Source organism: Pseudoalteromonas ardens (genome assembly GCF_030125445.1).
Lineage (GTDB): Bacteria > Pseudomonadota > Gammaproteobacteria > Enterobacterales > Alteromonadaceae > Pseudoalteromonas > Pseudoalteromonas ardens.
Map to the genome: position 1 here is coordinate 166276 of NZ_JASJUV010000003.1, position 21737 is coordinate 188012.

At 49.5% G+C, this 21737-nt stretch carries 19 protein-coding genes and 1 riboswitch; of the genes, 7 read left to right on the forward strand and 12 right to left on the reverse strand.

Annotation, left to right across the window (positions count from 1 at the left end):
- Positions 1-10: 10 nt before the first annotated feature.
- From QNM19_RS11500 to QNM19_RS11520, 5 genes are all read right to left on the reverse strand, one after another.
- The gene (locus tag QNM19_RS11500) at positions 11-1705 is read right to left on the reverse strand and encodes a thiamine pyrophosphate-binding protein (protein WP_049863196.1); all 1695 of its coding nucleotides are present in this window, start codon (positions 1703-1705) and stop codon (positions 11-13) included.
- A gap of 17 nt (positions 1706-1722) precedes the next feature.
- Positions 1723-3216 (reverse strand): flavin monoamine oxidase family protein, encoded by a 1494-nt coding sequence (locus QNM19_RS11505; protein WP_049863197.1) that lies wholly within the window; start codon positions 3214-3216, stop codon positions 1723-1725.
- Positions 3217-3240: 24 nt separating this feature from the next.
- Positions 3241-4071 carry an alpha/beta hydrolase gene (locus QNM19_RS11510; protein ID WP_049863198.1) on the reverse strand — a complete coding sequence of 277 codons (831 nt, stop codon included), beginning with the start codon at positions 4069-4071 and terminating at the stop codon, positions 3241-3243.
- Between the two features lie 589 nt (positions 4072-4660).
- Positions 4661-5575, reverse strand: a complete 915-nt coding sequence (locus QNM19_RS11515; RefSeq protein WP_049863199.1) for a ketopantoate reductase family protein — start codon at positions 5573-5575, stop codon at positions 4661-4663.
- Positions 5568-5921, reverse strand: coding sequence for a VanZ family protein (locus QNM19_RS11520; RefSeq protein WP_197094223.1), 354 nt, complete (start codon positions 5919-5921; stop codon positions 5568-5570). The genes QNM19_RS11515 and QNM19_RS11520 overlap by 8 nt, the downstream gene beginning before the upstream one ends.
- A 169-nt stretch (positions 5922-6090) precedes the next feature.
- On the opposite strand from QNM19_RS11520, the gene QNM19_RS11525 reads away from it, so the two are divergent.
- Both QNM19_RS11525 and QNM19_RS11530 read left to right on the forward strand, forming a co-directional pair.
- Positions 6091-6573 (forward strand): YajQ family cyclic di-GMP-binding protein, encoded by a 483-nt coding sequence (locus tag QNM19_RS11525; RefSeq protein WP_049863200.1) that lies wholly within the window; start codon positions 6091-6093, stop codon positions 6571-6573.
- Between the two features lie 106 nt (positions 6574-6679).
- Positions 6680-6861, forward strand: a riboswitch (cobalamin riboswitch).
- A 38-nt stretch (positions 6862-6899) separates the two neighbouring features.
- Positions 6900-8771, forward strand: a complete 1872-nt coding sequence (locus tag QNM19_RS11530) for a TonB-dependent receptor domain-containing protein (RefSeq protein ID WP_284026722.1) — start codon at positions 6900-6902, stop codon at positions 8769-8771.
- Between the two features lie 59 nt (positions 8772-8830).
- Here the strand turns inward: QNM19_RS11530 and msrA are convergent, their stop codons facing one another.
- The 3 genes from msrA to QNM19_RS11545 are packed head-to-tail and all read right to left on the reverse strand — an operon-like array spanning position 8831 to position 13527.
- Positions 8831-9364, reverse strand: coding sequence for a peptide-methionine (S)-S-oxide reductase MsrA (gene msrA / locus QNM19_RS11535; RefSeq protein ID WP_284026723.1), 534 nt, complete (start codon positions 9362-9364; stop codon positions 8831-8833).
- Entirely contained in the window at positions 9364-12474 is a 3111-nt protein-coding gene (locus QNM19_RS11540; protein ID WP_049863203.1) for an efflux RND transporter permease subunit, read from the reverse strand. The genes msrA and QNM19_RS11540 overlap by 1 nt, the downstream gene beginning before the upstream one ends.
- A 3-nt stretch (positions 12475-12477) precedes the next feature.
- Complete coding sequence (locus QNM19_RS11545) at positions 12478-13527, reverse strand: efflux RND transporter periplasmic adaptor subunit (RefSeq protein ID WP_284026724.1); 1050 nt, start codon at positions 13525-13527, stop codon at positions 12478-12480.
- Between the two features lie 245 nt (positions 13528-13772).
- On the opposite strand from QNM19_RS11545, the gene QNM19_RS11550 reads away from it, so the two are divergent.
- The 5 genes from QNM19_RS11550 to QNM19_RS11570 all read left to right on the forward strand — a co-directional run bounded on the left by QNM19_RS11550 (position 13773) and on the right by QNM19_RS11570 (position 18102).
- Positions 13773-14489, forward strand: a complete 717-nt coding sequence (locus QNM19_RS11550; protein WP_049863223.1) for a DUF2982 domain-containing protein — start codon at positions 13773-13775, stop codon at positions 14487-14489.
- Between the two features lie 12 nt (positions 14490-14501).
- Positions 14502-14834, forward strand: a complete 333-nt coding sequence (locus QNM19_RS11555; protein ID WP_010383311.1) for a hypothetical protein — start codon at positions 14502-14504, stop codon at positions 14832-14834.
- A 141-nt stretch (positions 14835-14975) separates the two neighbouring features.
- The gene (locus QNM19_RS11560) at positions 14976-16661 is read left to right on the forward strand and encodes an Lcl C-terminal domain-containing protein (protein ID WP_284026725.1); all 1686 of its coding nucleotides are present in this window, start codon (positions 14976-14978) and stop codon (positions 16659-16661) included.
- The gene (locus QNM19_RS11565; protein ID WP_049863204.1) at positions 16661-17200 is read left to right on the forward strand and encodes an Lcl C-terminal domain-containing protein; all 540 of its coding nucleotides are present in this window, start codon (positions 16661-16663) and stop codon (positions 17198-17200) included. Before QNM19_RS11560 ends, QNM19_RS11565 begins: the two co-directional genes overlap by 1 nt.
- Positions 17201-17376: 176 nt before the next feature.
- Positions 17377-18102, forward strand: coding sequence for a YggN family protein (locus QNM19_RS11570; protein ID WP_049863205.1), 726 nt, complete (start codon positions 17377-17379; stop codon positions 18100-18102).
- On the opposite strand, the gene QNM19_RS11575 is transcribed toward QNM19_RS11570, so the two are convergent.
- From QNM19_RS11575 to QNM19_RS11590, 4 genes are read right to left on the reverse strand one after another with little or no spacing between them, the layout of a single operon-like run.
- On the reverse strand, positions 18089-18931 hold the full coding sequence (locus tag QNM19_RS11575) for an amidohydrolase family protein (RefSeq protein ID WP_049863206.1): 843 nt from the start codon (positions 18929-18931) through the stop codon (positions 18089-18091). The two genes, QNM19_RS11570 and QNM19_RS11575, sit on opposite strands and share 14 nt — an antisense overlap.
- The gene (locus QNM19_RS11580; protein ID WP_049863207.1) at positions 18928-19656 is read right to left on the reverse strand and encodes an SDR family NAD(P)-dependent oxidoreductase; all 729 of its coding nucleotides are present in this window, start codon (positions 19654-19656) and stop codon (positions 18928-18930) included. Before QNM19_RS11580 ends, QNM19_RS11575 begins: the two co-directional genes overlap by 4 nt.
- Positions 19657-19665: 9 nt before the next feature.
- Entirely contained in the window at positions 19666-20160 is a 495-nt protein-coding gene (locus QNM19_RS11585) for an FKBP-type peptidyl-prolyl cis-trans isomerase (RefSeq protein WP_049863208.1), read from the reverse strand.
- A 41-nt stretch (positions 20161-20201) separates the two neighbouring features.
- Positions 20202-21695 carry a transglycosylase SLT domain-containing protein gene (locus QNM19_RS11590; RefSeq protein WP_284026726.1) on the reverse strand — a complete coding sequence of 498 codons (1494 nt, stop codon included), beginning with the start codon at positions 21693-21695 and terminating at the stop codon, positions 20202-20204.
- Between the last annotated feature and the right edge of the window lie 42 nt (positions 21696-21737).

Below are 21737 nucleotides of genomic sequence, written 5' to 3' on the forward strand. Positions count from 1 at the left end.
CCTGATTGGCTTAAATACCCAAGAAAGCGCGGTTCTCGGCCGGCAGATCTTTCATTGGGATCTGTGCTGCAATAACGCAGGGTTGATCCGGACGAGCATGTGCGTGATGCAGCGCGCCTAGCAGATCATCATAACTGGTGACCCTGAGGCCAATTCCGCCGTTGTAGACATGGGGCATGTTTTCGTACTTCCAGCCGTTAAGCATCACGTAGTCCAGTGGTGCTTTGTTCGGTTCAGTAAAAAAAGTACCGTCGATCAGGAACTGTTCAATGGCATACGAACCGTTGTCGATGATCACTATGATGCCAGGTATCTGATTCTGGACGAATGACGAGAAGGCTTGCGACACCATTTGGAAACCGCCATCACCTGTGACTATCAGTGGCCGTTTGCCAGTTGCAAAGTAAGCGCCGATTGCGGCGGGTGTGCCCTGACCGATTGACAACCAGATGGGGTTTGAAAGGAAGCATTGGGTATCTAGTACCGGAATATCTGCTCCCGGGAAACTGGCCAGACAGGTATCCAGGCTGATGTAATAAGGGTCGGGCTGCTCCGTCAGGAAGTCACCAATCGCAGCAAAGATGCCGTCGTGACCGAGCGTGCCGTTATACGGGTCATCACCTAGTTTGGATTGCCATTGCGCACGGCGATCCTGATACGTTTGTCCCGCTACGGTAGGGATTTGGCGATCTGTGCGGGTCAACTCAGGTAACTGATTCAGTGACTCTAAAGAGGCGCCCAGTGACAGTTTAGGCAGCACCTCGGTCCCTATCATGGCTTTATTGAATGCGACACGAAGCAGTTTGTCGCCCAGAGAGGTGACCATGTAGCGATGGTCAATACCGAATAAACACCCAAGCGCAATGACGCAATCTGACGATTCAACGCCCTGAGTCACAGTGGACGGTGCCAGATCGCTATCATAAACGCCGCAGAACAGCGGGTGGGATTCACTGACCAGCGACTTGGACAGCAAGGTGGTATAAAACGGCAAGTTTTGGGCTTCAACAAAACGCATGGCTTCATCGATCAGACCGAAGCGCACCAGCTCAGCACCTAACAGGACGACCGGGTTACTGGCCTGAGCAAGTTTGTCGGCGACGGCCTGCGTGAAGGGTCTTGCTCCTCGCTTAAAGCGCTTCGGACTGTAAGCCAGATTAGGAGAAAAATGACCAATCGGTTGTTTCCATAGATCTTGTGGGATCTCGATGTAAACCGGACCTGAGCGTTCAATGGCCATGATCAACAAACGATCGATGCGGTCTGCTGCGCCTTCCAGAGTGCGGATCTCCGCTGCTCCCAGAGTTAGCTTACGAAACACTTTCAGGTCTGTTTTGCCAAACCCGGTTGAGTGAGAGAAGAGGACGTCATATTCGGCTTCCAGGCGTAAATCCTTGTCTGTCGGACCGCCATTGATCACGGCCAGTGGTACGCGTTCAGTGAGGGCACTGGCAATACCGTTTGCCATACTGAGCGTACCAACACCATACGCGACCGATACCGCACCGATTGCCCCTTGTCTGCCATAACCATCAGCAGCATAGCCGGCTTCCAGCTCGTTGACTGTATTCACAAACTGCATATCCGGGTCGGCTACCAGGCTATCAATAAAATCTGAGCATGAGGTGCCGGGCACCCCAAATACGTGATAACAACCAAGTTGCTTTAGTCTGAGCGTAATAAACTCAGCGACAGTATAAGACATGTTTTTTCCTTAAATAGTTATGCTTTTTGACTTATGTACTGGACGGCTTCCAGCGCCGATACCAGGGCACCCTGGATCCATGAGTGGTAAAGGGAGCAATGTTCTCCGGCGAAACACAAGCGCTGTTCAGGCTCACTCATCAGTGCGTAATAATCCTGATGATCTCTGGGGTTAAAAAAGGCGTAAGCGCCTGCTGAATGGGTGTGATTCGTCCAGCTCCAGCGCAGCACACTCAAAATATCGTCGCGTTCGATATAGGGATGCACTTTCTTCAGCTCAGTGTAAATAAACTCTTTAAGCTCGAAGTTATTAAGTGTATCGACCCGGCGCGCATGCTGGCCCCAGGTGTAAGATGCCAGCAAGTAACTGGGAGAGCGCGATACCTGTGGATCTTTGCGTTGCGCGTTGTCTGCCGGGAACCAGGTATGGCCCAGGCCCACATCGTAGATGGTGCTGCCGCCATAAATGCCTTCGTTGAGTTCCCAGAAACGGTTTTTCGTTCGGATCAGCACTTTGGTCGCCGAGTCATAATTGACCTGTGCAAATGCCCGGGACTTGAGCGGGTTGATGGACTGCTTAAAGTCTACCTTGCCGAGTACACCAAAGGGCAATGTACAAATTGCAAAGTCTGAATGCAGTGTGTGCTTAGAGCGATCTCTGAGTTGGTAAGTGACAGCAACGCCACTGGCCTGGTTGTCTATGGCGATTACCCGCGCCCCCGCTTTAAACTGCACGCCATGCTGGATTTTTTCGAACAGTTTGCGAGGCAGTAAATCGGTGCCCCCAACGACTTCGTCGAAACCATCAAACCAGACACGCTCCAGCTCTTCTCTGAGATGCTCGGAAAAGGACGTTTGCATCAGTGTGGATACGCCATAAATGGCACTGACGTATTCCAGTGCATCGAGACTTAACCCGGCCGCAACGAACGCATCTTTTAACGACATGTCATCCAGTGCTTTGAGCTTTTCACTGTCTAATGTTCTGTTATAAAGCGCTTTTTTTTCATCGCTGCTGAGTGAATTGAGGACCTCAGTGACCGCAATTTCCCACATGTTGTCAGCAGACATTTTTTGCTCCGCCGGACTGAGGGTAAAATGCTGTTTTAACTGCTCGAACCCGGCTTCACTACGGCGGACTTTTTGACCTCGGATCATGGCAAAGGTCTTGTCATTTTCCTGCACGAAATGGCGCATTTTCAGTCCCATTTCGCGGATGTAATGACGCGTCAGGTGATGCTCTGTCGGGATCCGCATTGCCCCCAGCTCCGCGTATAATTTGTCAGACTCTCGCAGTGTTCTGACACGTCCGCCAATGTGACTGGGGTCGGCTTCCAAAAGGGTCACTTTGGCCCCCAGTCTGAGCAGCTCATAGGCCGCGCTGAGGCCTGCGACACCGGCACCAATGATAGTCACCGTCGGTTGCGAGGCAAGGCTATTGTCTTGCAATGCCCGCACGCTATTGTGCACAACCATTGGATCGGGAATACTGTTTGAAATACCTTTTTGCATACTTTTCAATCCTTGTTTGTGTGTTTAAAGTTGCAAGGCCTGAGTGATGACCTCTGCCAGTTCAAGTGGTTTGGTGAGCATCGGCAAATGGCCGGAATCCAGGCTATAGGTTTGAGTAATACCGATGGATTCAGCAATTTTCTTTTGCGAGGACAGGGAAATAATTTTGTCCTGAGTGGCAAAAACATAGGCTTTGTTAATGGGTGCCAAAGTGGTTTTGCTCAGCATCACTTTGCCATCTCCGGTGATGGCTGGTTCATCGACTGAATTGTCCAGTACAAACTGTTGCTGGGTTTTGCTGTGCGCTTCAGTGAACGCAGATAAATAGGCAGACTTGTCGGAAATCTTCATCCAGCCATCTTCATACGTGATGCCGGAAAAATAATGCTCTTCGTCTTGTTTGCTTAGTAAGGCAAAAGGCTTTGCGCCTTCTATTGGTGCAACGGCGCTGACGTAGATGATGTCGCTAATGTTGACATCACTGCATAGCGTGATGGCTTTGTGGACAATAGCACCGCCCTGGCTATGTGCGACCAGTGCCTGTGGTTGAGGATACGACCGTAAATGTGTACATAAACTTTGCGCTGCGTGATCCAAGGTGATGGATTTAGGATCTATGGTTGTTTTGCGCCCAGGTAAGTCAACGACGTAGTTGCTGATCCCCTGTTTCGTCAGTTGAGATTGTACTGTTGACCAGGCGGTTCCTTTCGAATGCGCACCATGAATAAATATGACTGATTTTTTTAGAGCGCCTGTCTCTTGAGCAAGAGATTGCACAGGTGCTTGTTGAGAAATGCTATTACAGCCACTCAAAATAACAGCACAACACAGCGGCAACCAAACCTTTGAGTTCATATTAAATCCTTCTTGATTAAAGTAAAGGCTGTTGAAATCGCGGGCATGGTAGCAAAAAAATTTCCCAATATTAAGTACGGTTTATACCGTGTTTTCTTGTTGTTTACATTTAATAAACCTTTAAATTGCACATTCTGTTTCGAATGTTGATTGGATTAGTGAATAAATATTGCTTTTGTTGTGGGTAATTATTCAGTGAGGTTCAGGCGTTACAAAATAGACTTTTGTCTAATCGATAAGAAAAAATATTTCATGTTTACCGTATCTATAGTTGGACTGGATACTAAATTAGTCTCCATTATCGAACCATTTACATGCTTTTTATTCACGCGCATCATTTGACAATGAATAATTCATGCATGGTCTTTAGCGTGACAAATGTGTCATTTTATCGCTTAACGTGCGCTGTTGGTCTGGGTGTGCATAAAGTGACACTGCATCATGAAAGACGATTGTTGTAAAAACTGCAGATAATCTAAATAAAAATCATTATCTAAAAATTTGAATTTTATGAGTCCGGGGGACTGTTGGGGCACTCAGGTTACTTTTTACAGAATAAAGTCGTGAAAATAGTGCCCTTTAAACGAGCTTAATACGACTTATTGATGGGGTGCAGTGACTGTACCTGCTTGAGCAGGCGAGCATTGTATGGGGCTGTGATCCCTAATTGTATTGCCAGCTCGTTGACATAACCACACATAGCATCTATTTCTGTGCGTCTGTGGTTGCTGACATCCTGAGCCATCGAAGAAAAGTTGTCAGCCGTCAGGGTCATGACCTGGTAAGCGCGCGTCAGCTCTTCGTTGAGTTTTAGAGGTACGCCAATAAGATTGGCAATCGTGCAGGCCTCATTTAACACCGATAATACCAGGCTGGCATAGCAAGGCGCACGTAAGCGACCATTTTTGAGTCCGGTAAGGGCACTGAGTGGATTGATGGCCAGGTTGACACACAGCTTTTGCCATCGCAACAGCTGAATATCATAGGCCAGCTCTGCGCCTTGCAATGTAGGTTCAATGAGATGCTTAAACACCCTTTGTGCGCGCTGCTGCGCCACGGGATTACAGGGACCGAATAGGCTTTTGCCGGGGCCGGTATATTCAACGGTTGTACTGTCAGGCTTCCACCCACCCATGCTGGTAGATAGAAAAAACAATCCCTGCTGGGCGTCAAGCGTCTCGGTAATGGGCGTCAACGCCTGGATCCCGTTGTGGCTCAAAATGACATTGGCATTCTGAGTAAGGTGAGGCTTCAAAGACATAAAGGCATCAGTAAGCTGATAGGATTTAACCGGAATAATACACAGTGAAACAGGCTGTTGTTGTTGCGCCAGAACTTGCCAGGTCACGCACTTCACGGCCAGCTGCTGGCGCTTTAGATGCGTTTGGAAAAATACCGCCTCAGTAGGTGTTCGGGTGATTAGGGTAACCTGATGGGTATTCGCCAGTTTTTCGGCCAGCAACAGGCCTACAGCCCCTTTGCCGACAATAAATAGCTCAGCCATAGGGTTTGCCTGTTTTGCGACAATAAATCCAATAGGCAACAAAGTAGCTGACAGCGCCCGCAAGATCGGCAATAAAGTCTCCCCAGGAGGCTTGGCGATAGGGGAGTGAATCTTGCATCCACTCAATGCCAGCACCGTAAAGTGTTAACAGCACGAGATGAAACCAGATCTTAAAGCGAAACGCATGGTGAGAGAAAAACGCCAGGATGAAAAACACCCCAAAGTGGGCGACTTTATCGGCGTGTTCAAATCTAACAATTTGATTGGTTTGGATCTCTTTGGCAAACAAAAAGGTGCACACGGCCAAAGAGAGTAACAACAGGCATTGATAAAGTCGACGCGCCACAAATACTTCCAAATCATTAGGGGTGAAAAATCCAGTATATCATTGAAATCTGAAAATGGGATGAAGCTACGTAATTCCGTTCCGAATTATAAAACGTGTGTTCAGAGGGTAGTCGCGCCGTGGCCCTTGGGTTGCTATAATCCGAAAAAACATTATCCAGGAGCTAGATATGCCTTCTTTTGACATTGTGTCTGAAATTGATATGACTGAGGCGAGAAACACTGTTGACAACGCTGATCGTGAACTGAGCACGCGTTTTGATTTCCGTGGTGTAGAAGCCTCATTTGAGCTGAACGACGAAGTGATCACGCTGAAAAGTGAGTCAGAACAGCAGGTGATGCAATTGTTCGATATGCTGGTTGGGAAAGCAGCAAAACGTGGTCTGGACGTTGCCAGCTTCGAGCTAAAAGCGGTTGAAAAGTCGGGTAAGTACGTGTCACGTAAAGTGATGCTGAAGCAAGGTATCGACAAAGATATGGCAAAGAAAGTGGTTAAGGCCATCAAAGACTCGAAGATCAAAGTGCAGGCTTCAATTCAAGGCGAAACGGTACGTGTGACTGGTAAAAAGCGTGATGATTTGCAAGAAACCATGCAGTTGATCCGAGGCGCCGAGCTTGGTCAGCCTTTCCAGTTTAAAAACTTCCGCGATTAATCACGTAAGTTTCACCTTTCTTGTGTTTGGCATGTTAAAGATCAATAAATATTTTTTAGCATGCTAGACGTCCGTTGCTTTTTATTCCCAAATCTCCGACAATAGCGCCAATTTTTCAGGGTGTCAGATCAGGAGCCAGGAGTCTCTTAAAGATCTGAATAATCGGGAAGCTGGTGCATGCCATAGGAACAGGCATTAGTCCGGCACTGCCCCCGCAACGGTGAGCTTATCGTAACCAAGAGGTTGTGGTAAGTAAGTCCGGAAACCGGCCCTGAAGCACACTCAATAGTTGTAATTCACGCGGTGGGCGTGGATCAGGGGAACCCATGTTTAAAAAATCTACTTTAACCACGGCCATGCTGGCTGTGCTGCCTTTCTCTGTGTTGTCAGCGCAAGACATTGAACATATCACGATTACAGCGAACAAATTTGAACAAGCCAGTGTGGATACATTGACCTCTGTGGCGGTGGTTGAGCGTGCTGAAATTGAGCGTGCTAATGTGCGTGATGTGCCCACCTTGCTTAACAATTTAGCAGGCATTGATGTGGTGCGCAGCGGTGGTTATGGCCAGAAGGTCAGTGTCTTTGTACGTGGCGCAGCCACTAAATATACCTTAGTGTTAGTGGACGGCGTGCGGATCAGTGATGCCAACTCGGGTGATGTATCTTTTACGAATATTCCGGTAAACAGCATTGAGCGCATTGAAGTACTCAAAGGCGCACGCGCGGCCATTTACGGCTCTGACGCAGTTGCCGGGGTGATCAACATCATTACCCGTGAACAGAAGGGCCATCAACTGGCACTGACTTCGGGCAGCCGTAATTATGGCGGCGCTCAGTTGGCTGGCCAATTTGAGGCAGACAAGCTGACAGTGAATTATCACTTTGGTTATGAGAGCACAGATGGTTATGACGTGACAGCCAAAGACCCCGCAGCACCGCGTACTAAAGAGCATGACAGTGATGCTTATGACAACACCAACATGGGCTTTAAACTGGGTTACGACCTGGCGCAATACGGCCAACTTGCGCTATACGCACAGCACAGTGAGGGAGAAGCGGATTACGACTCATCATTTGGCAACGATGCGTACAAGTTTGATAATTACACCACTAAGCTGGCGTGGCAGAAGCAATCGGACGTATTGGTCCAGGAAGCGTCTATCAGTCTGGCCCAGGAAGAAAATACCCAGTTCCTGTCGGTTGTACCAGAGGGCACACAACCACCACCCAATGATGTTTACAGCACCAAGCGGGATGAAATTGAATACCGCGCTCGCTACAAAATGACACCAGCTGTTCAGCTGATGGGCGGTGTGAGTCGTCTGAATGAGGACTTATCTTCATCAAGCGCGCAATTCTCGATTGCAGAGCGCGATAATACCGCTGTGTTTGCGGCTGCTTTTTACGATGACAAGCGCTGGTTACTGAATGCTGTCGTGCGCAGTGATGACTATGAACATCACGGACGTGCGAATACGTATACGGCTGATGTTGGCTTCAGAGCATCCGACATCGTCACCTTTAGGGTAAATCATGGCACTGCATTTCGTGCTCCCAGTCTGACCAATGCGTTTGTCAAAGACAGCCCCTGGTATTTGCCTAACATCGAAATCAAGCCGGAAGAAGGTACCTACAATGAGTTAGGTGTGACGGTGGAAACGGCCTCGGTACGCTATGATGTGGCCATCTTCGATAACCGCATTGATAACCTGATCAGCAACGAGTTTGACGCGCAAACAAACAAGTACATTCCTGCTAATGTGGGCCGTGCGCACATGAAAGGAATTGAGTTAAGTGCACAATTTTCGGCGCTGGGCCTGGAGCATGCAGCCAATCTGACCTTGCTGAATGCCAGAGACAAAGAAAAGCGCGAAGACTTGCCTCGCCGCGCTGGCAAAGCGTTTAACTATGTTCTGTCTAAGCAGTGGGATAAGCTGGATGTGAGACTGGCAATGCAATACCGTGATAAGCGTCCGTCGATCAGCTACTTTGATACCGATCTGCCGTCTTACACTGTCTTTAATCTCAGTGCCAATTATCAGTTGCTTGAACCCGTTGCTCTGACTCTGAGACTGGAAAACCTGACTGATAAGGAATACTTCACCTCAGTGGCCAGTAAAACGGCCGAGGGTACCTTGTTACCTTATGAACCGCCGGGCAGACAGATTTATGTGGGCACCCGGATCACCTTCTAATATAGAGGGGGCATAAAAAAGGAGGCTTAGCCTCCTTTTTTTGATCTAAAGCACTGAACTCACGAGTCGAGATGCTCAGCAAACTTGTCAGCGAATGCGGCGAGTTTGGGTGCTATCATCACGCTACAGTAACCCTGGTTGGGGTTATTGGTGTAGTAATCCTGATGATACTGTTCAGCAGAGTAAAAGTGTGTATGGGCCGTCACTTCGGTTACTATCGGCGCACTCAGAGAGGGAGCTAATTGCTCAATATAGTGCTGAGTTAATACCCGTTGCTCTTCTGAATGATAAAACACTACGCTGCGATACTGAGTGCCAATGTCATTGCCCTGACGGTTCAGCTGGGTTGGGTCATGGAGCGCAAAGAACATAGCTAATAAAGTTGAAAAATCGATCTGCTGAGGATCAAAGCTGATCTGGACCACTTCGGCATGACCGCTTTGGCCGGTGCAGATCTGCTCGTAACTGGGGTTGTCGGTGTGGCCGCCTGCATAGCCAGAAGCCACGTGCGTAACGCCTTTGACTCTGCGAAAGGCGGCGTCGATACACCAAAAACAGCCTCCACCAAAGGTGGCAATACACTGATTCATCATTAAATCTCCCGTTCCTGTTGTGTTTGAGGGTGGGCATCATGTTGTTCAAGCAGTTTGTCGCTGGTGGCCTGTGGTGACTGAGTGCGGCGTGCAAGCATGCTGTACGCACAGGGGATCACAAATAGGGTTAAGATGGTTGCGACACTGACCCCGGCAAACACCACCACCCCAATCACCATCCGGCTTTCTGAGCCCGGACCCGACGCCAGCACCAGTGGGATGGCGCTCATTACCGTCGTCAGAGAGGTCATAATAATGGGTCTGAGTCGCTGTACAGCAGCATCAATAATGGCCTGTTCGAATGCAACTCCTTTGTCTCTGAGCTGGTTGGCAAACTCAACGATCAGAATACCATTTTTAGCACTGAGGCCAATCAGCATGACAATGCCTATCTGGCTGTAAATATTCAATGAGCTGTCAGTGGCGTACAGACCAAACATGGCACCCACCAGGCCCAGTGGCACCGTCAGCATGATCACCAGAGGGTGAACAAAGCTTTCAAACTGCGCAGCCAGCACCAGGAAAGTCACGGTCAGGGCCAAAATAAAGACATAGGTCATGGCCGATGCACCTTCATAAAACAGCTGGGATTCGCCCTTGTAGTCGATGGCTCCGTCAATGTCATTTTCTTCTGCGGCGACCTGATTCAGGAAGTCCAGCGCCTGCTCCAGTGTGTAGCCAGGTGCCAGATTAGCCGTAATGGTAATTGCACGCATCCGATTGTAGCGATTCAGGCGAGAGGCCGTGGCTTCTTCACGAATGGTGATCAGGCTATCCAGCGGTACCAGCTGATCGCTCCGCGAGGTAACGTAAATGTCAGCAATGTCATGGGGGGCGCTGAAATCGGCCTTAGTTCCTTTGAGGATCACATCGTATTCCTCACCTCTATCTATGAAAGTGGTAACACGGCGCTGGCCCAGCATGGTTTCGAGCGTGCGGCCAATGTCACTGACAGAAACGCCCAGATCGGCGGCCTTTAGCTTGTCGATACTGATTAAAAATTGTGGAAAGGTCTCTTTGTAATCGTGGTCGAGTCTGACCAGGCCCTGGTTGGTGCGTGCACGTTTTAGGATACGATCCCGCCAGTCGACCAGCTCGTCGTAGTCATTGCCTTGCAACACGAACTCGATGGGACGAGACTGACCCCCGCCACCAATGCCGCGGCGCATGATAGCAAAGGCGCGTACGTCGGTGACATCGCGCATTTTACCACTGATTTCACCCATGACTTCCCAGGTCGAACGTTTACGTTCATCCCAGTCCGGCATACCCACAATCGCCACGCCGCCACGGCCTCCCCAGCCAGGCACCCTGACCAGCACTCGGCTCAGTTCTTCCTGCTCAACATAAGGCAGCAAGCGCTGCTCAATTTCAGCCATATTGGCCGCGTTGTTTTCGTAACTGGCTCCTTCTGGACCATTCATCATGATGAAGAAGGTGCCCCGGTCCTCTTTGGGCGTCAGTTCTGAGGGGATCTGTTGAAACAGCGCATAGCTGGCAAAACCGGCCAGTGCGAGGGTCAGCAGCAGGCTATAGCGACGGGTGATGTTGTCACTGATCACATTACGATAGCCAGATTCAAGACGGCCGAACTGTCTGTCCATCCATTGCGAGAATTTGCTTTCTTTATTACTGGCCTTCAATACTTTAGAACACAAGGCCGGTGACAGGGTCAATGCCGTGATACTGGAGAAAATCACCGCTGCACTGACGGCTAAGGCAAATTCGGTAAACAAGGCACCAATGCGGCCTTCCATAAATACCAGCGGGACGAACACCGCAACTAATACGAGTGTGGTAGCAATAATCGCAAATCCGACCTCGCGGGCGCCCCGGTAGGCGGCCAGCAACCTGGGTTCACCCAGTTCGATCCGGCGATGGATGTTTTCCAGCATCACAATGGCATCATCAACCACCAGGCCGATGGCGAGTACCAGTGCCAGCAGGGTGAGGAGGTTGATGGAATATCCCATTGCGAACAGGAAGGTAAAGGTTGCGATTAGGGCAATCGGCACTGTGATGGCGGGGATCAGTGTGGCGCGAATATTACCGAGGAACAGAAATATCACCAGTACCACCAGGCCCATGGCTATGCCCAGGGTGCGATACACTTCGATGATGGACTCGCGAATAAACACCGATGAGTCATAGCTGTCCTGAATGGTGGTCCCTTCAGGCAAGTTGCGCTTGATTTTTTCCAGCTCTTTGCGGGCATTGTCGACTACATCCAGGGTATTGGCTTTGGCTTGTTTGACGATGCCCAGACCTATCATGTTTTTGCCGTTACCACGGAAGGTGCTTTCCACGTCAGCCGCTTCCAGGCGCACATCGGCGACTTCACCCAGTCTGACCAGGTAACCCTGTGCCCCGCGTTTGATCACCAGGTTATCAAAGTCTTCCTGAGTTTTGTAACTACGCGCAATACGTACCGCGAAGTCACGATCCAGAGACTCAATTTCCCCGGCGGGAAGCTCGACATTTTCATTACGCAGCACCTGCTCAATATCGCTGGCGGTGATGTCCCGGGCGGCCATAGCACGCCGATCCAGCCAGATCTTCATGGCATATTTACGTTCACCACCGATACGCACGTTTGAAACACCATCAACCACCGCCAGTCTGTCAACGATAAAGCGCTGAGCGTAATCTGAGAGTTGCAGTGTATCCATGGTCTCACTATTGAGCACAAACCAGGCTATCGGACTTTCATCGCTGTTCGATTTGGACACCTCCGGCGGGCGCACTTGCTCGGGTAGCCGGTCCAGAGCACGTGATACACGCTCTCGCACGTCATTGGCTGCGGCGTCGATGTTGCGGTCTATGTTGAATTCAATGGTGATATTCGAGCGACCATTGCGGCTGGAAGACGTGATACTTTTAATGCCTTCAATGCCTGAAATGCGATTTTCCAGTACCTGAGTGATCTTGGTCTCAACCACTTCGGCAGACGCGCCGGTGTAATCGGTGCTCACACTAACAATAGGGGTTTCGATATCGGGATATTCGCGCAGCGGCAACATGGTAAAGGCCACTAAACCAAAGGTGAGCAGTAACAGGTTGATTACGATGGCAAAAACGGGCCGCTTTACGGCAGTATCTGTGATCCGCACGATTTACCCCTTAACCACAACGGCACTGCCGTTACGAATTTTGGTGGTGCCTTCGGTGATCACTTGCTGGCCCGCAGACAGGCCATCGACAGCAACCCAGCCCTGGAAACGAGATAGTACACTAACTTGTTGTTGTTTGGCTTTGCCTTCACTAATGGTATAGATGAAATGTTTGTCCTGTCTTGGGATCAGGCTCTTCTCCGGTACCATCAGTGCATTCAGCTCACCCAAAAACAGCGATACGTGTAGCAACATGCCGGGTCTGAGCTGGTTTTGCGGGTTGTCAAAGCTGGCTGTGACGCGAATACTGCGAGTGCTGTCATCAATACGCGGGTCGATATGTGTAATGATGCCTTCAAACGTTTTATCAGGGTACGCATCACTGGCGGCCGATGCACGCATCTTAAGCTGGAGCTGTGCCAGATATTTTTCCGGAACCTGAAAGTCGACTTTGATGATGCTGATATCATCCAGTGTCGCCAGCACACTGTTGTTGTCAACAAAGCTACCTACAGACACCAAACGCTGACCCAATATACCGTTGAATGGGGCATAAATGGCCATTTCGGCGAGTTTAGTCCGTGCTGTTTGCAACTGAATTTCCAGCGCATCGACGACAGCATGCTGGCTGTCGAGCTGGGAGCGGGCTGCGGACTGGGTTTTGGCCAATTCTGTCAGACGTGTTAACTGACGGCGTTCTTCTTTAAGGTTGACCTCTAACTCTTGCACTGCCAATTGTTCTTTAAGATCTTGCAGTTGGGCAAGTTTATCGCCACGCTTCACTCTGTCTCCATCATCAAAGTACAACGCACTAATGTAATCGCTTTGTGCACTGGTAACATTCAGAGCGTGATTGGCGCGTGCTGAGCCAATGGCATTAATCGTAATATCCCGGCTCTGTTTTTCTATCGTGACAGCGGCTACTTGAGTTGGCGCGCCAGAAAATGATTTACTATTACCATTACTGGCAGGCAAATAGAGATAGCCGCAAAGGGCAATAAGCACTAAAATTATAAAAGGAAAGAGGGCTTTACCCGATTGACTGGCGCGCATAATTGATTCTCGTTGACTGCGGGGCTTTAGTGTACAAAAATTCCAAATAGAGCAAATCGTCGAACGTCCTGTATATTTGTGCGTTAACCGAAAAGCGAGTTGTCAGGTTTGTTGAATGTGGAATTTTGTACCCAAAAATTAAGGCATTATGAAAAAATCCAAGCCATGCCCAAGATGTTTGAAAATACGTAAAATGGTGTTCTGGGGGATCATTATGTACGGTTTTTATTTGTGGTTTTATAGTTATGGTTGAGCCGGTCAGATTACGTGCGCTGGCTAATCGCCACAGCATTGAGTTTATGCTGGTTGGTGCAATAGCGCTGATTGTTATCATGGTGTTTGTCACCTTACGGGCGACGCCGATCTCTGTGCTTGAAATTGCACTGGCGAGTGCCGCGATTGTTGCGATTATGCTGGGCTTTCTGAAAAGCCAGCAACCTTATTATAGTATTGAAATGAGCCCCAGGCAGCTGGTGTATCACCACAAATTTGGTGAACTCTTGCTTGAGCATAGTAATTTTCATTCCAGTGGGGTGCCAAGTGTCACTCAAGGAGTTGAAACGCTTGAGTTAAATGTCGTAGGTATTAAACTAAAGGATATTGATGTATTTTTATCCCGCCTGACGCCCAGGTTGGCTGGAAAATTACTGATAGAACAGCGGAATATTTTTTTACAAGCTGTTAAAATACATTGCAGTAATGGCAATTGCCCATCAGAATGGCTGATAGAAGAGGCGAGTTACACCTCAGAAAACGGTCAGCATTATTCTGGATTAATGGCGATGTTTGCAAATCGGATGCAAAACTTTAAGACACTGACAGGCTACGATTTAATGTTGCCTGCCAATGTACTGGACAGGGATATCTGGCAATTTGCCACTGTCATGAATCGTTGGAAGTTAACACCCGAAGAGGTGGTCAAGAACTTGCATAGTGAGTTGGCTACCTCAGCAATGAAGTAACAGGATAAATACATGAGCTTTGATAAAGCTTTTATTAAAAGTGGTCGCAATACCCTTATCCATAAAGAGAAAAAGCTCGATTTAGTGATCGTGAACGGAGAGAATCACCCGAAAATAAAGGTGACTCCTACAGGTTTGGTGCCGTTTAAAGAAGAACTGCCAAGAAACCGTCGCGAGGCAAAAGAGCGTTACTTAGAGGTAGTTCACGTGGCCAGCGTGGATGTGTTCGGTGAAGTAAAGAGGCTGTTGTTTATTCAGGCACTTGATGGGCGTGAATATAAGGTGGATTACAGTAAGATTGGCACTAAGTTGTTTGTTCGTATCCACCAGGATAGTTATCTCTAAGCTTTTCAATGTTCACCACTTTGCACGCACAGCAGAGGCAAGTCTCGGCTGTTGCGCACACACCCCTGGCATAGTCCAACTACTTTGTTGGCAGTGAATACATCACTGTACAACGAATAAGTAACTTTTTTAGGAGTTACCATGCTGAAGAAATCAGTACTGGCTTTGGGGCTTACAAGTGTCTTAAGTGCATGCGGCGGGGGCTCTGATGGCAATGAAAACCCGACAATCAGCGTGAGTGTTAACGCAGGCTCGGACATCACAGTCAATGAAAAGACTGAATTTACACTCAAACCTTTGGGCTCTCCTTCCGGTGGTGTATTTAGCTGGCAGGTCGTTTCCGGCCCGGCTGTGGAGGGTTTTCCGCAAGAAGGTGAAGAGCTGGCGGTCACTGCACCAGATGTAAAGGGTGACAGCGAAATAGAGCTTAAGGTGAGCTATATGGCGCCTGATGGCACGTCGGCCAGTGACACTCTGATCGTGAAGGTACTGTCTGTAAACTTACTACCAAGCGCCAAAATTACCCAAACTGCACCCGAAGGCGGGGCTGCTAAATATGCCGATACCATTACCTTGTCTGCGGCAGACTCCAGTGATAATGACGAAAACGGCAGCATCGTGGCGTACCAATGGAAAATGCTTGAAGGACCCGCCACGGTTAAAGCTGAACGCACCGATCAGGTTACGCTGAGCTTTGTTCACCCCTTATTAGCTGAGGCGGATACTGTAAAGTGGCAACTCACTGTCACAGATGACGAAGGTGCCAGTGCAACCTCAAGCACGCAACTCTCTTTGGTGGCCAATGATGAATTAGTGCTGGCTAATGCCGGGAGTGATCAACAGGTGCAGGAGCTGGACACCGTAACGCTTGATGCCACCAAAAGTGTCACGGTTGATGGTCAGTTTTCTTGTCTGTGGGAGCAGGTGAGCAATGGCAGTACAGTGACACTGGCTGATGAACGTGCTTGTAAAACCACGTTTATGGCGCCGCTCAAAAGTGGCAATCAGGCCACTTCAATTGATTTTAAAGTGACGGTCACTGACAGTGCACAGCGCACTGGATCAGATATGGTGAACGTTGAAATTTTGCCTAAACCGCTGGGCAAGTTGAATGATACCGGGACCGCCAAGTGTTATAACAACAGTACAGAGATCAGCTGCGGGGACACCGATTTCCCTGGTCAGGACGCCGAGCTCGGACGTGACGCTGTGGTGCAGTTTTTACCTAAAAGCGGGCAGGGTAATCAGGCCTTCGACTTTACCAAATTCAGTGCGGAATTTGAGCCGTTGACCGCCGATGCCACAGACTTCAGTTGCGTACTGGACAATGTGACAGGCTTGATCTGGGAGGTCAAAGAGGTCACAGCAGGGATTTTGCCCAATACCAGTGAACGCAATGCGCAAAACCACTATACCTGGTATCTCACCGAGGGGGCCAATGTGACACCGGGCGCCGCAAACTCAACGTGTCCACAAGACACACACTGTGGTGTACAAGCTTTGATTAGTGCCGTTAATGATGCCAGTTTCTGTGGTGGTAACAACTGGCGTTTACCGACCTATATGGAACTGGCTAACTTGCTGGATCACAACAGTAGTGGTGATTACTTACTCGACCCTGATTATTTCCCGCATGTTCCGGCTGAAGCTTTATTAGGCCACCAGTATTACTGGACTACGCAAACCAGTGTGGACGGCACCGATGGTAAAGATGATAACCTGGTCAGGGCGCTCGTCATTGATATGAAAACAGGTAATGATGTAACACGTAATAAGTCACAGACTGCCTATGTCAGGCTGGTCCGTCGTTACGGGGAGGATGACTAATGAATAAAGTGATTCTATCTATCGTCGCGCTGGGTAGTGTGAGCGTCAGTCAGGTTGTCAGTGCATCGCAAATTTGTGCCTCTGAGGGACCAGTGCCAGACACAACGCCTTCGGAGCAGTTTGTGGTCAATGCAGATGGCACGGTATGTGATAAACAAACTAATTTGATGTGGCAACGTTGTACGTTTGGCCAAGTGTACAATAGCGAGAGTAGCAGCTGCGATAACGTTGCACAGGAGTTAAGCTGGCAGCAGGCATTACAAATCGCCAGTGCCCAGGAATTTGCAGGTTACAATGACTGGCATTTACCGAATGTGAAGGAGCTCGCCAGTATCGTGGAGCATCGCTGCGTGAAGCCCTCCATTAATGAAACCATTTTTCTGGCGACATTGGAAAAAAATTACTGGTCCAGCACCACCGTTGAAGGGACACCAACGAATGCCTGGTTGTTTTCTTTTGGGGATGGCAAGGTCAGTAATGTGTTTAACAAAAGCGCTCAGGCCTATGTCAGGTTGGCCAGGTATGCCTTCTGTGAATAGCAGATACGGTTAATCGTCCTGTGTTCATGCCGTTAGGCGCAAAAATTGGCCAGTCCTGCCGCAAACTGGTGGGTTGGCCGCATTAAATTTGCTACGCTCACGTTATCTTAAGGTGGAGGTAGCACGTGTTCTCCCTACGTATAATACAATTCCTATTACTACCCGTATTGTGGCTGATGTCCACATCGCTTCAGGCTGCCGGAAAATGTGATGTTGAGTTGGGCCATGGTCTGATCATCACGGATTCAGAGATCCGGATTGTGGATAAAAACCAGACCCGGGTGCAGATCAATAATGACAATCAGCTGCTGATTAAGGGAAAGTGGATCCGCCTGAGTGATCAGGATACGCAATTGCTGAACGAGTATGCGCTTGGGATCCGCGATACTGTGCCTGAGCTGGTTAATCTGGCCACCGACGGTGTGAATTTGGGTCTGAGTGCAATAGAGCAGGTCGTTGAGGGGATGTCTGACAACGACCCTGAGGTGTTAAAAACTCAGCTGCAATATGTTGAGCGTGCCTTGATGGATAAGTTTAAGCGGGGCGAGGACTTCTATTTTATTGCCCCTCAGTCGCTGTCCAAAATTGATGACTTTTTTACTAAAGAGATCAGCGAGCGTATCCACTCTGCTGTACATGGTTCTTTGGGAGCAATTTTAGTGTCGGTAGGGGACGCATTCAAAGCTCGGGAAGGTAACATAGAAGATCGTTTCAGTGATATGGGTCAGCGTATGGAGATCATCTCCAGTGAGATAGATAAATCTCTGAAAAAGAAGGCCTATCAGTTGGAAGAAAAAGCCGACGAATACTGTGAGTGCCTGAATGCGCTGGATAAAACAGAAACCCGTCTGCAAAGCATCGTGCCCAGTCTGGCGGCCTACGATTTAGTTAAGATCCGTTAAATCCATACCAGTATTTGGCATTGGCATAACTGAGCTGATGCCACAATTGCTCATCGTGTTGGCACAAGGCCTGGTAGCGTTGCCAAAGCGCTTCATAACTATGTTGAATAAGACATACCGGATGGTTTGACGCAAACATCACCCGCTCGTGGCCAAACAGGGCCAGTAAACTGTCTAGTTGGGCTTGCAACGGCAAGGACTGGTTCAGCAATTCGTGCCCGGAAAATTTGATGGCGCAGTGCGGAAGCTGTGACAGCCTTTTAGCATTGTCCTGCCAATCATCGCCCTGGCCAACCAAGCCGCTGTGGTTAAGGACAATCCGTAGTTGTGGCAGTTGGTGTGCAATGTCATACAGACGTTGCGCTACGTCCTGGCGGGTGAGCTCAAACTGGGCTTCAAAGTGTAACCCACACTCACTGAGATAAGCCAGGTTATCGGCAACCTGGGGATTGAGCAGGCGTAGTGCATCCTGACCTTCAGTAATATCCCGAATGGCAACCAGGTTAGGGTGTTTCAGGGCATCCAATTGGGTGCGAAAATGTTTGGCCGGGGCATCTATCTGTGCGTAGCTTACCGCTTTGTAGCGCGGGGCTGGTAATATCTCAGCCAGCCAGTCGAGCTCGCGCCGGGGCTGGTCGTTATCAAACCCCGCCTCGATATGTACACACCCCTCAAGGCTAAAACCGCTCAGGTTAAATAGCGCTTCGGGGAGGTGGTCCTGACGGATCAGATCCAGGTTTGGCCAGGGCGGCGGGGAGTGCTTCAGCCAGTGATATTGACCCTGCTGGAGTGAAAAGAAATGGAGGTGCGGGTCAATAATCTTATTCATCGTGCTGTATATCCGCCGTCTATGGTTTGCAAGCTGCCAGTAATAAAGCTGGCGTCGGCACTGAGTAAAAACGCCACCAGTGCTGCAACTTCATCCGCCTGACCGAGTCGGCCCAGAGGCTGAAGCGCGGCTTCTTCGGCAACAATCGCTTGCTTGTCCGCCCCACTTTTGTCGCAGTATCGGTCGATGGCCTGATGAAACAGGGGGGTTTCTATGGTGCCCGGGCACACTGCATTTGCCCGAATATTGTAGCTGGCGTAATCCAGTGCGGTGGTTTTTGCCATAGACGCCAACGCTGCCTTGGTCAGGTTGTATGCAAAAGAGTTAGGTTTGCCAACCAGCGCCTGATCCGAAGAGATCAGTACGATACTGCCATCGCCTTGTGTCTTCATGGTTGGCAGCACTGCCTGAATGGCGCTGTATGCGCCTTTGACATTCAGGGCAAAAAGTTGATCCAGGGTGTCTTCATCGGTGTCTTCTATGGTCGCACTGAGATGCTTGCCGGCATTCGAGACCAGCGCATCAACGCGCCCAGTGGTGGCAATAATCTCAGCAATGGTGCGACGTACAGCGTCGACGTCACTGACGTCACAGTGACGATAGTCACCATGCGGTGCGCTTTGAATGTCCAGATTAAAAACCTGATAACCCTGATTGAGCAGACGTTCGGCAATGGCTTTACCAATGCCGACGCTGCCACCGGTTACAATGGCAACTTTTTGCATATCTATTCCTTAATGGCTGTGACCGCAACCGCCTTCGGCATGCACATGACCATGTGCGACTTCTTCGGCTGTCGCTTCACGCACAGAGAGAATCTCGATGTCGAATGTCAGTGTTTTACCAGCAAACGGGTGGTTCAGATCGCAATCTGCATTGAAGCGGCCCACTTTGATGATTTGTACCTGGTGACGACCCTGATTTGATTCAACGATCGCGGTCATACCTGGCTTCCAGACTTTGTTGTTGCCCAGACCTTGCAGGTGTTTGATTGGGATGCGCTGAGTCAGTCCTTCCTGGTATTCGCCATAGGCGTCTTTTGGCTCCAGCGTCAGGGTCAGTTTATCGCCCGCGGCTTTGCCTTCCAGCCCCGCTTCCAGTCCAGGTAGCATGCCTTCGGCACCGTGCAGGTAAACCAGTGCGTCTTGTCCGGTGCTGGTTTCCAGTTGCTCATCTGCTTCGCTCAGCGTGTAGTGGAACTCAACCACCGTATTTTTTGCGATCTGCATAGTAATCTCTTCATTTTCGTAGTGTTGTAGTGACAGGCATTCTACGGATCGCGTTTCGGCTTGACCAGCGTTTTTAACTCATCCAGGTAATCTTTAGAAGCGTCAGTCCCGGTACCTGCTGGTGGTGTTGAAGCGGCTTCAACCGGCAAGTGCAGGATCAGTGTATCGCCGGGAGAAAGCAAGTTTTGCGTAGTCAGCTGATTCCAGTCGAGCAGATCTTTCATCGGTACCTGGTACTGACGGCTGACAGCCCACAAAGAATCGCCATCCTGGATCACATGGTGCTTTTCATAGGTTGCCACTTTTGCTGGTCGTTGTTGCTGCAGATAGGGGCTAATCTCATAATCCACTGTCAGATCGTCCTTCGCACGGGCTCTGTGAATAAGGAGCATTTCGCCAACTCGGATCAGATCCCGGGTTTTGTTATTGAGCTGTTTAAGCTGTGCCACACTGGTATTGTGGCGTCTCGCGATGCCATACAAAGTGTCATTGAGCTTAACCTGATAATGCGTACTGAACTGGCGACGATAGAAGTCAGTGGCAAACAACTGTTGCTGATCCATGGGCAACAGGACCTTAAATGGGCCATTGGTCGGGCTTTGATGGCGCAGATATCCGGGATTGAGTTGATGTAGCCGTTGCTTCTCAATATTGAGTAAGCCGGCAAGAATACCAAAATTGAATGGCTGCCCGACATCCAATACCGTTGTTTGTGCCTGGTTCGCTAGACTGGGGCGTTGCAGCCCGGTCTGGGGGTGTTGTAACAGGTAGCTCAGCGCCAGCAGTTTGGGGACATAGTCGGCGGTTTCTCTGGGCAACTTCAGGTGCCAGAAGTGGCTACTGCGATTGTGCTTTTGGTTGTAGCGAATGGCCGCTTTGACGCGCCCCTCGCCACTATTATAGGCCGCCAATGCATGTAACCAGTTGCCATTAAACCTTTGTCGCAGATACTGCAAGTAGTCGAGAGCTGCATCGGTCGCAGCCAGTACATCCTGACGGCCATCATACCAGTCATTACTTTGTAACCCGAAGTGGTAAGCGGTAGCATCGACTAACTGCCAGACACCAACAGCCCCCTGGGAAGAACGTGCAGTCGGTCGAAAGTCACTTTCGACAAAGGGCAATAAAGCGAGCTCCATAGGTAACTTACGTTGTTCGACTTTCTTTACTATGTGGTAGAGATAAGGAGCAGCGCGCTCATTGACACTTAACAGATAATTCGGCTGTGACAGGTACCATTCGACGCGTTTTTGCAGCCGTGCATTGGGCGAGATATCAAAGCTCAGATTCGCCGCGATGTATTGCCATAACTCCTGATATGTTTGTGGCTGCTCGGTGATCGCTGGTAAAGGGGGCGGAGTTTCCGGTTGTGTTGTAACAACGGGGGCTGCTGCCTGGGCTGGCTGATTCAATATCTCAGTGATCTCAGTGGGGGTTGCGTGCTGAGGTGCCGTGCTGAGACATGCCGTCAGCAGCATTGAGCATAATACGATGACACCGCAGCGTAACGGGCTAAATACGCGCCACCAAGACATAGAAAAACCGGCCTGAAATTCTCATAAGCTTCACTATACTGG

Coding starts and splice junctions, on each gene's coding strand:
- QNM19_RS11500 (WP_049863196.1), bottom strand. CDS start 1,705: ATGTCTTATACTGTCGCTGAGTTTATTACGCTCAGACTAAAGCAACTT.
- QNM19_RS11505 (WP_049863197.1), bottom strand. CDS start 3,216: ATGCAAAAAGGTATTTCAAACAGTATTCCCGATCCAATGGTTGTGCAC.
- QNM19_RS11510 (WP_049863198.1), bottom strand. CDS start 4,071: ATGAACTCAAAGGTTTGGTTGCCGCTGTGTTGTGCTGTTATTTTGAGT.
- QNM19_RS11515 (WP_049863199.1), bottom strand. CDS start 5,575: ATGGCTGAGCTATTTATTGTCGGCAAAGGGGCTGTAGGCCTGTTGCTG.
- QNM19_RS11525 (WP_049863200.1), top strand. CDS start 6,091: ATGCCTTCTTTTGACATTGTGTCTGAAATTGATATGACTGAGGCGAGA.
- QNM19_RS11530 (WP_284026722.1), top strand. CDS start 6,900: ATGTTTAAAAAATCTACTTTAACCACGGCCATGCTGGCTGTGCTGCCT.
- msrA (WP_284026723.1), bottom strand. CDS start 9,364: ATGATGAATCAGTGTATTGCCACCTTTGGTGGAGGCTGTTTTTGGTGT.
- QNM19_RS11545 (WP_284026724.1), bottom strand. CDS start 13,527: ATGCGCGCCAGTCAATCGGGTAAAGCCCTCTTTCCTTTTATAATTTTA.
- QNM19_RS11550 (WP_049863223.1), top strand. CDS start 13,773: ATGGTTGAGCCGGTCAGATTACGTGCGCTGGCTAATCGCCACAGCATT.
- QNM19_RS11555 (WP_010383311.1), top strand. CDS start 14,502: ATGAGCTTTGATAAAGCTTTTATTAAAAGTGGTCGCAATACCCTTATC.
- QNM19_RS11560 (WP_284026725.1), top strand. CDS start 14,976: ATGCTGAAGAAATCAGTACTGGCTTTGGGGCTTACAAGTGTCTTAAGT.
- QNM19_RS11565 (WP_049863204.1), top strand. CDS start 16,661: ATGAATAAAGTGATTCTATCTATCGTCGCGCTGGGTAGTGTGAGCGTC.
- QNM19_RS11570 (WP_049863205.1), top strand. CDS start 17,377: ATGTCCACATCGCTTCAGGCTGCCGGAAAATGTGATGTTGAGTTGGGC.
- QNM19_RS11575 (WP_049863206.1), bottom strand. CDS start 18,931: ATGAATAAGATTATTGACCCGCACCTCCATTTCTTTTCACTCCAGCAG.
- QNM19_RS11580 (WP_049863207.1), bottom strand. CDS start 19,656: ATGCAAAAAGTTGCCATTGTAACCGGTGGCAGCGTCGGCATTGGTAAA.
- QNM19_RS11585 (WP_049863208.1), bottom strand. CDS start 20,160: ATGCAGATCGCAAAAAATACGGTGGTTGAGTTCCACTACACGCTGAGC.
- QNM19_RS11590 (WP_284026726.1), bottom strand. CDS start 21,695: ATGTCTTGGTGGCGCGTATTTAGCCCGTTACGCTGCGGTGTCATCGTA.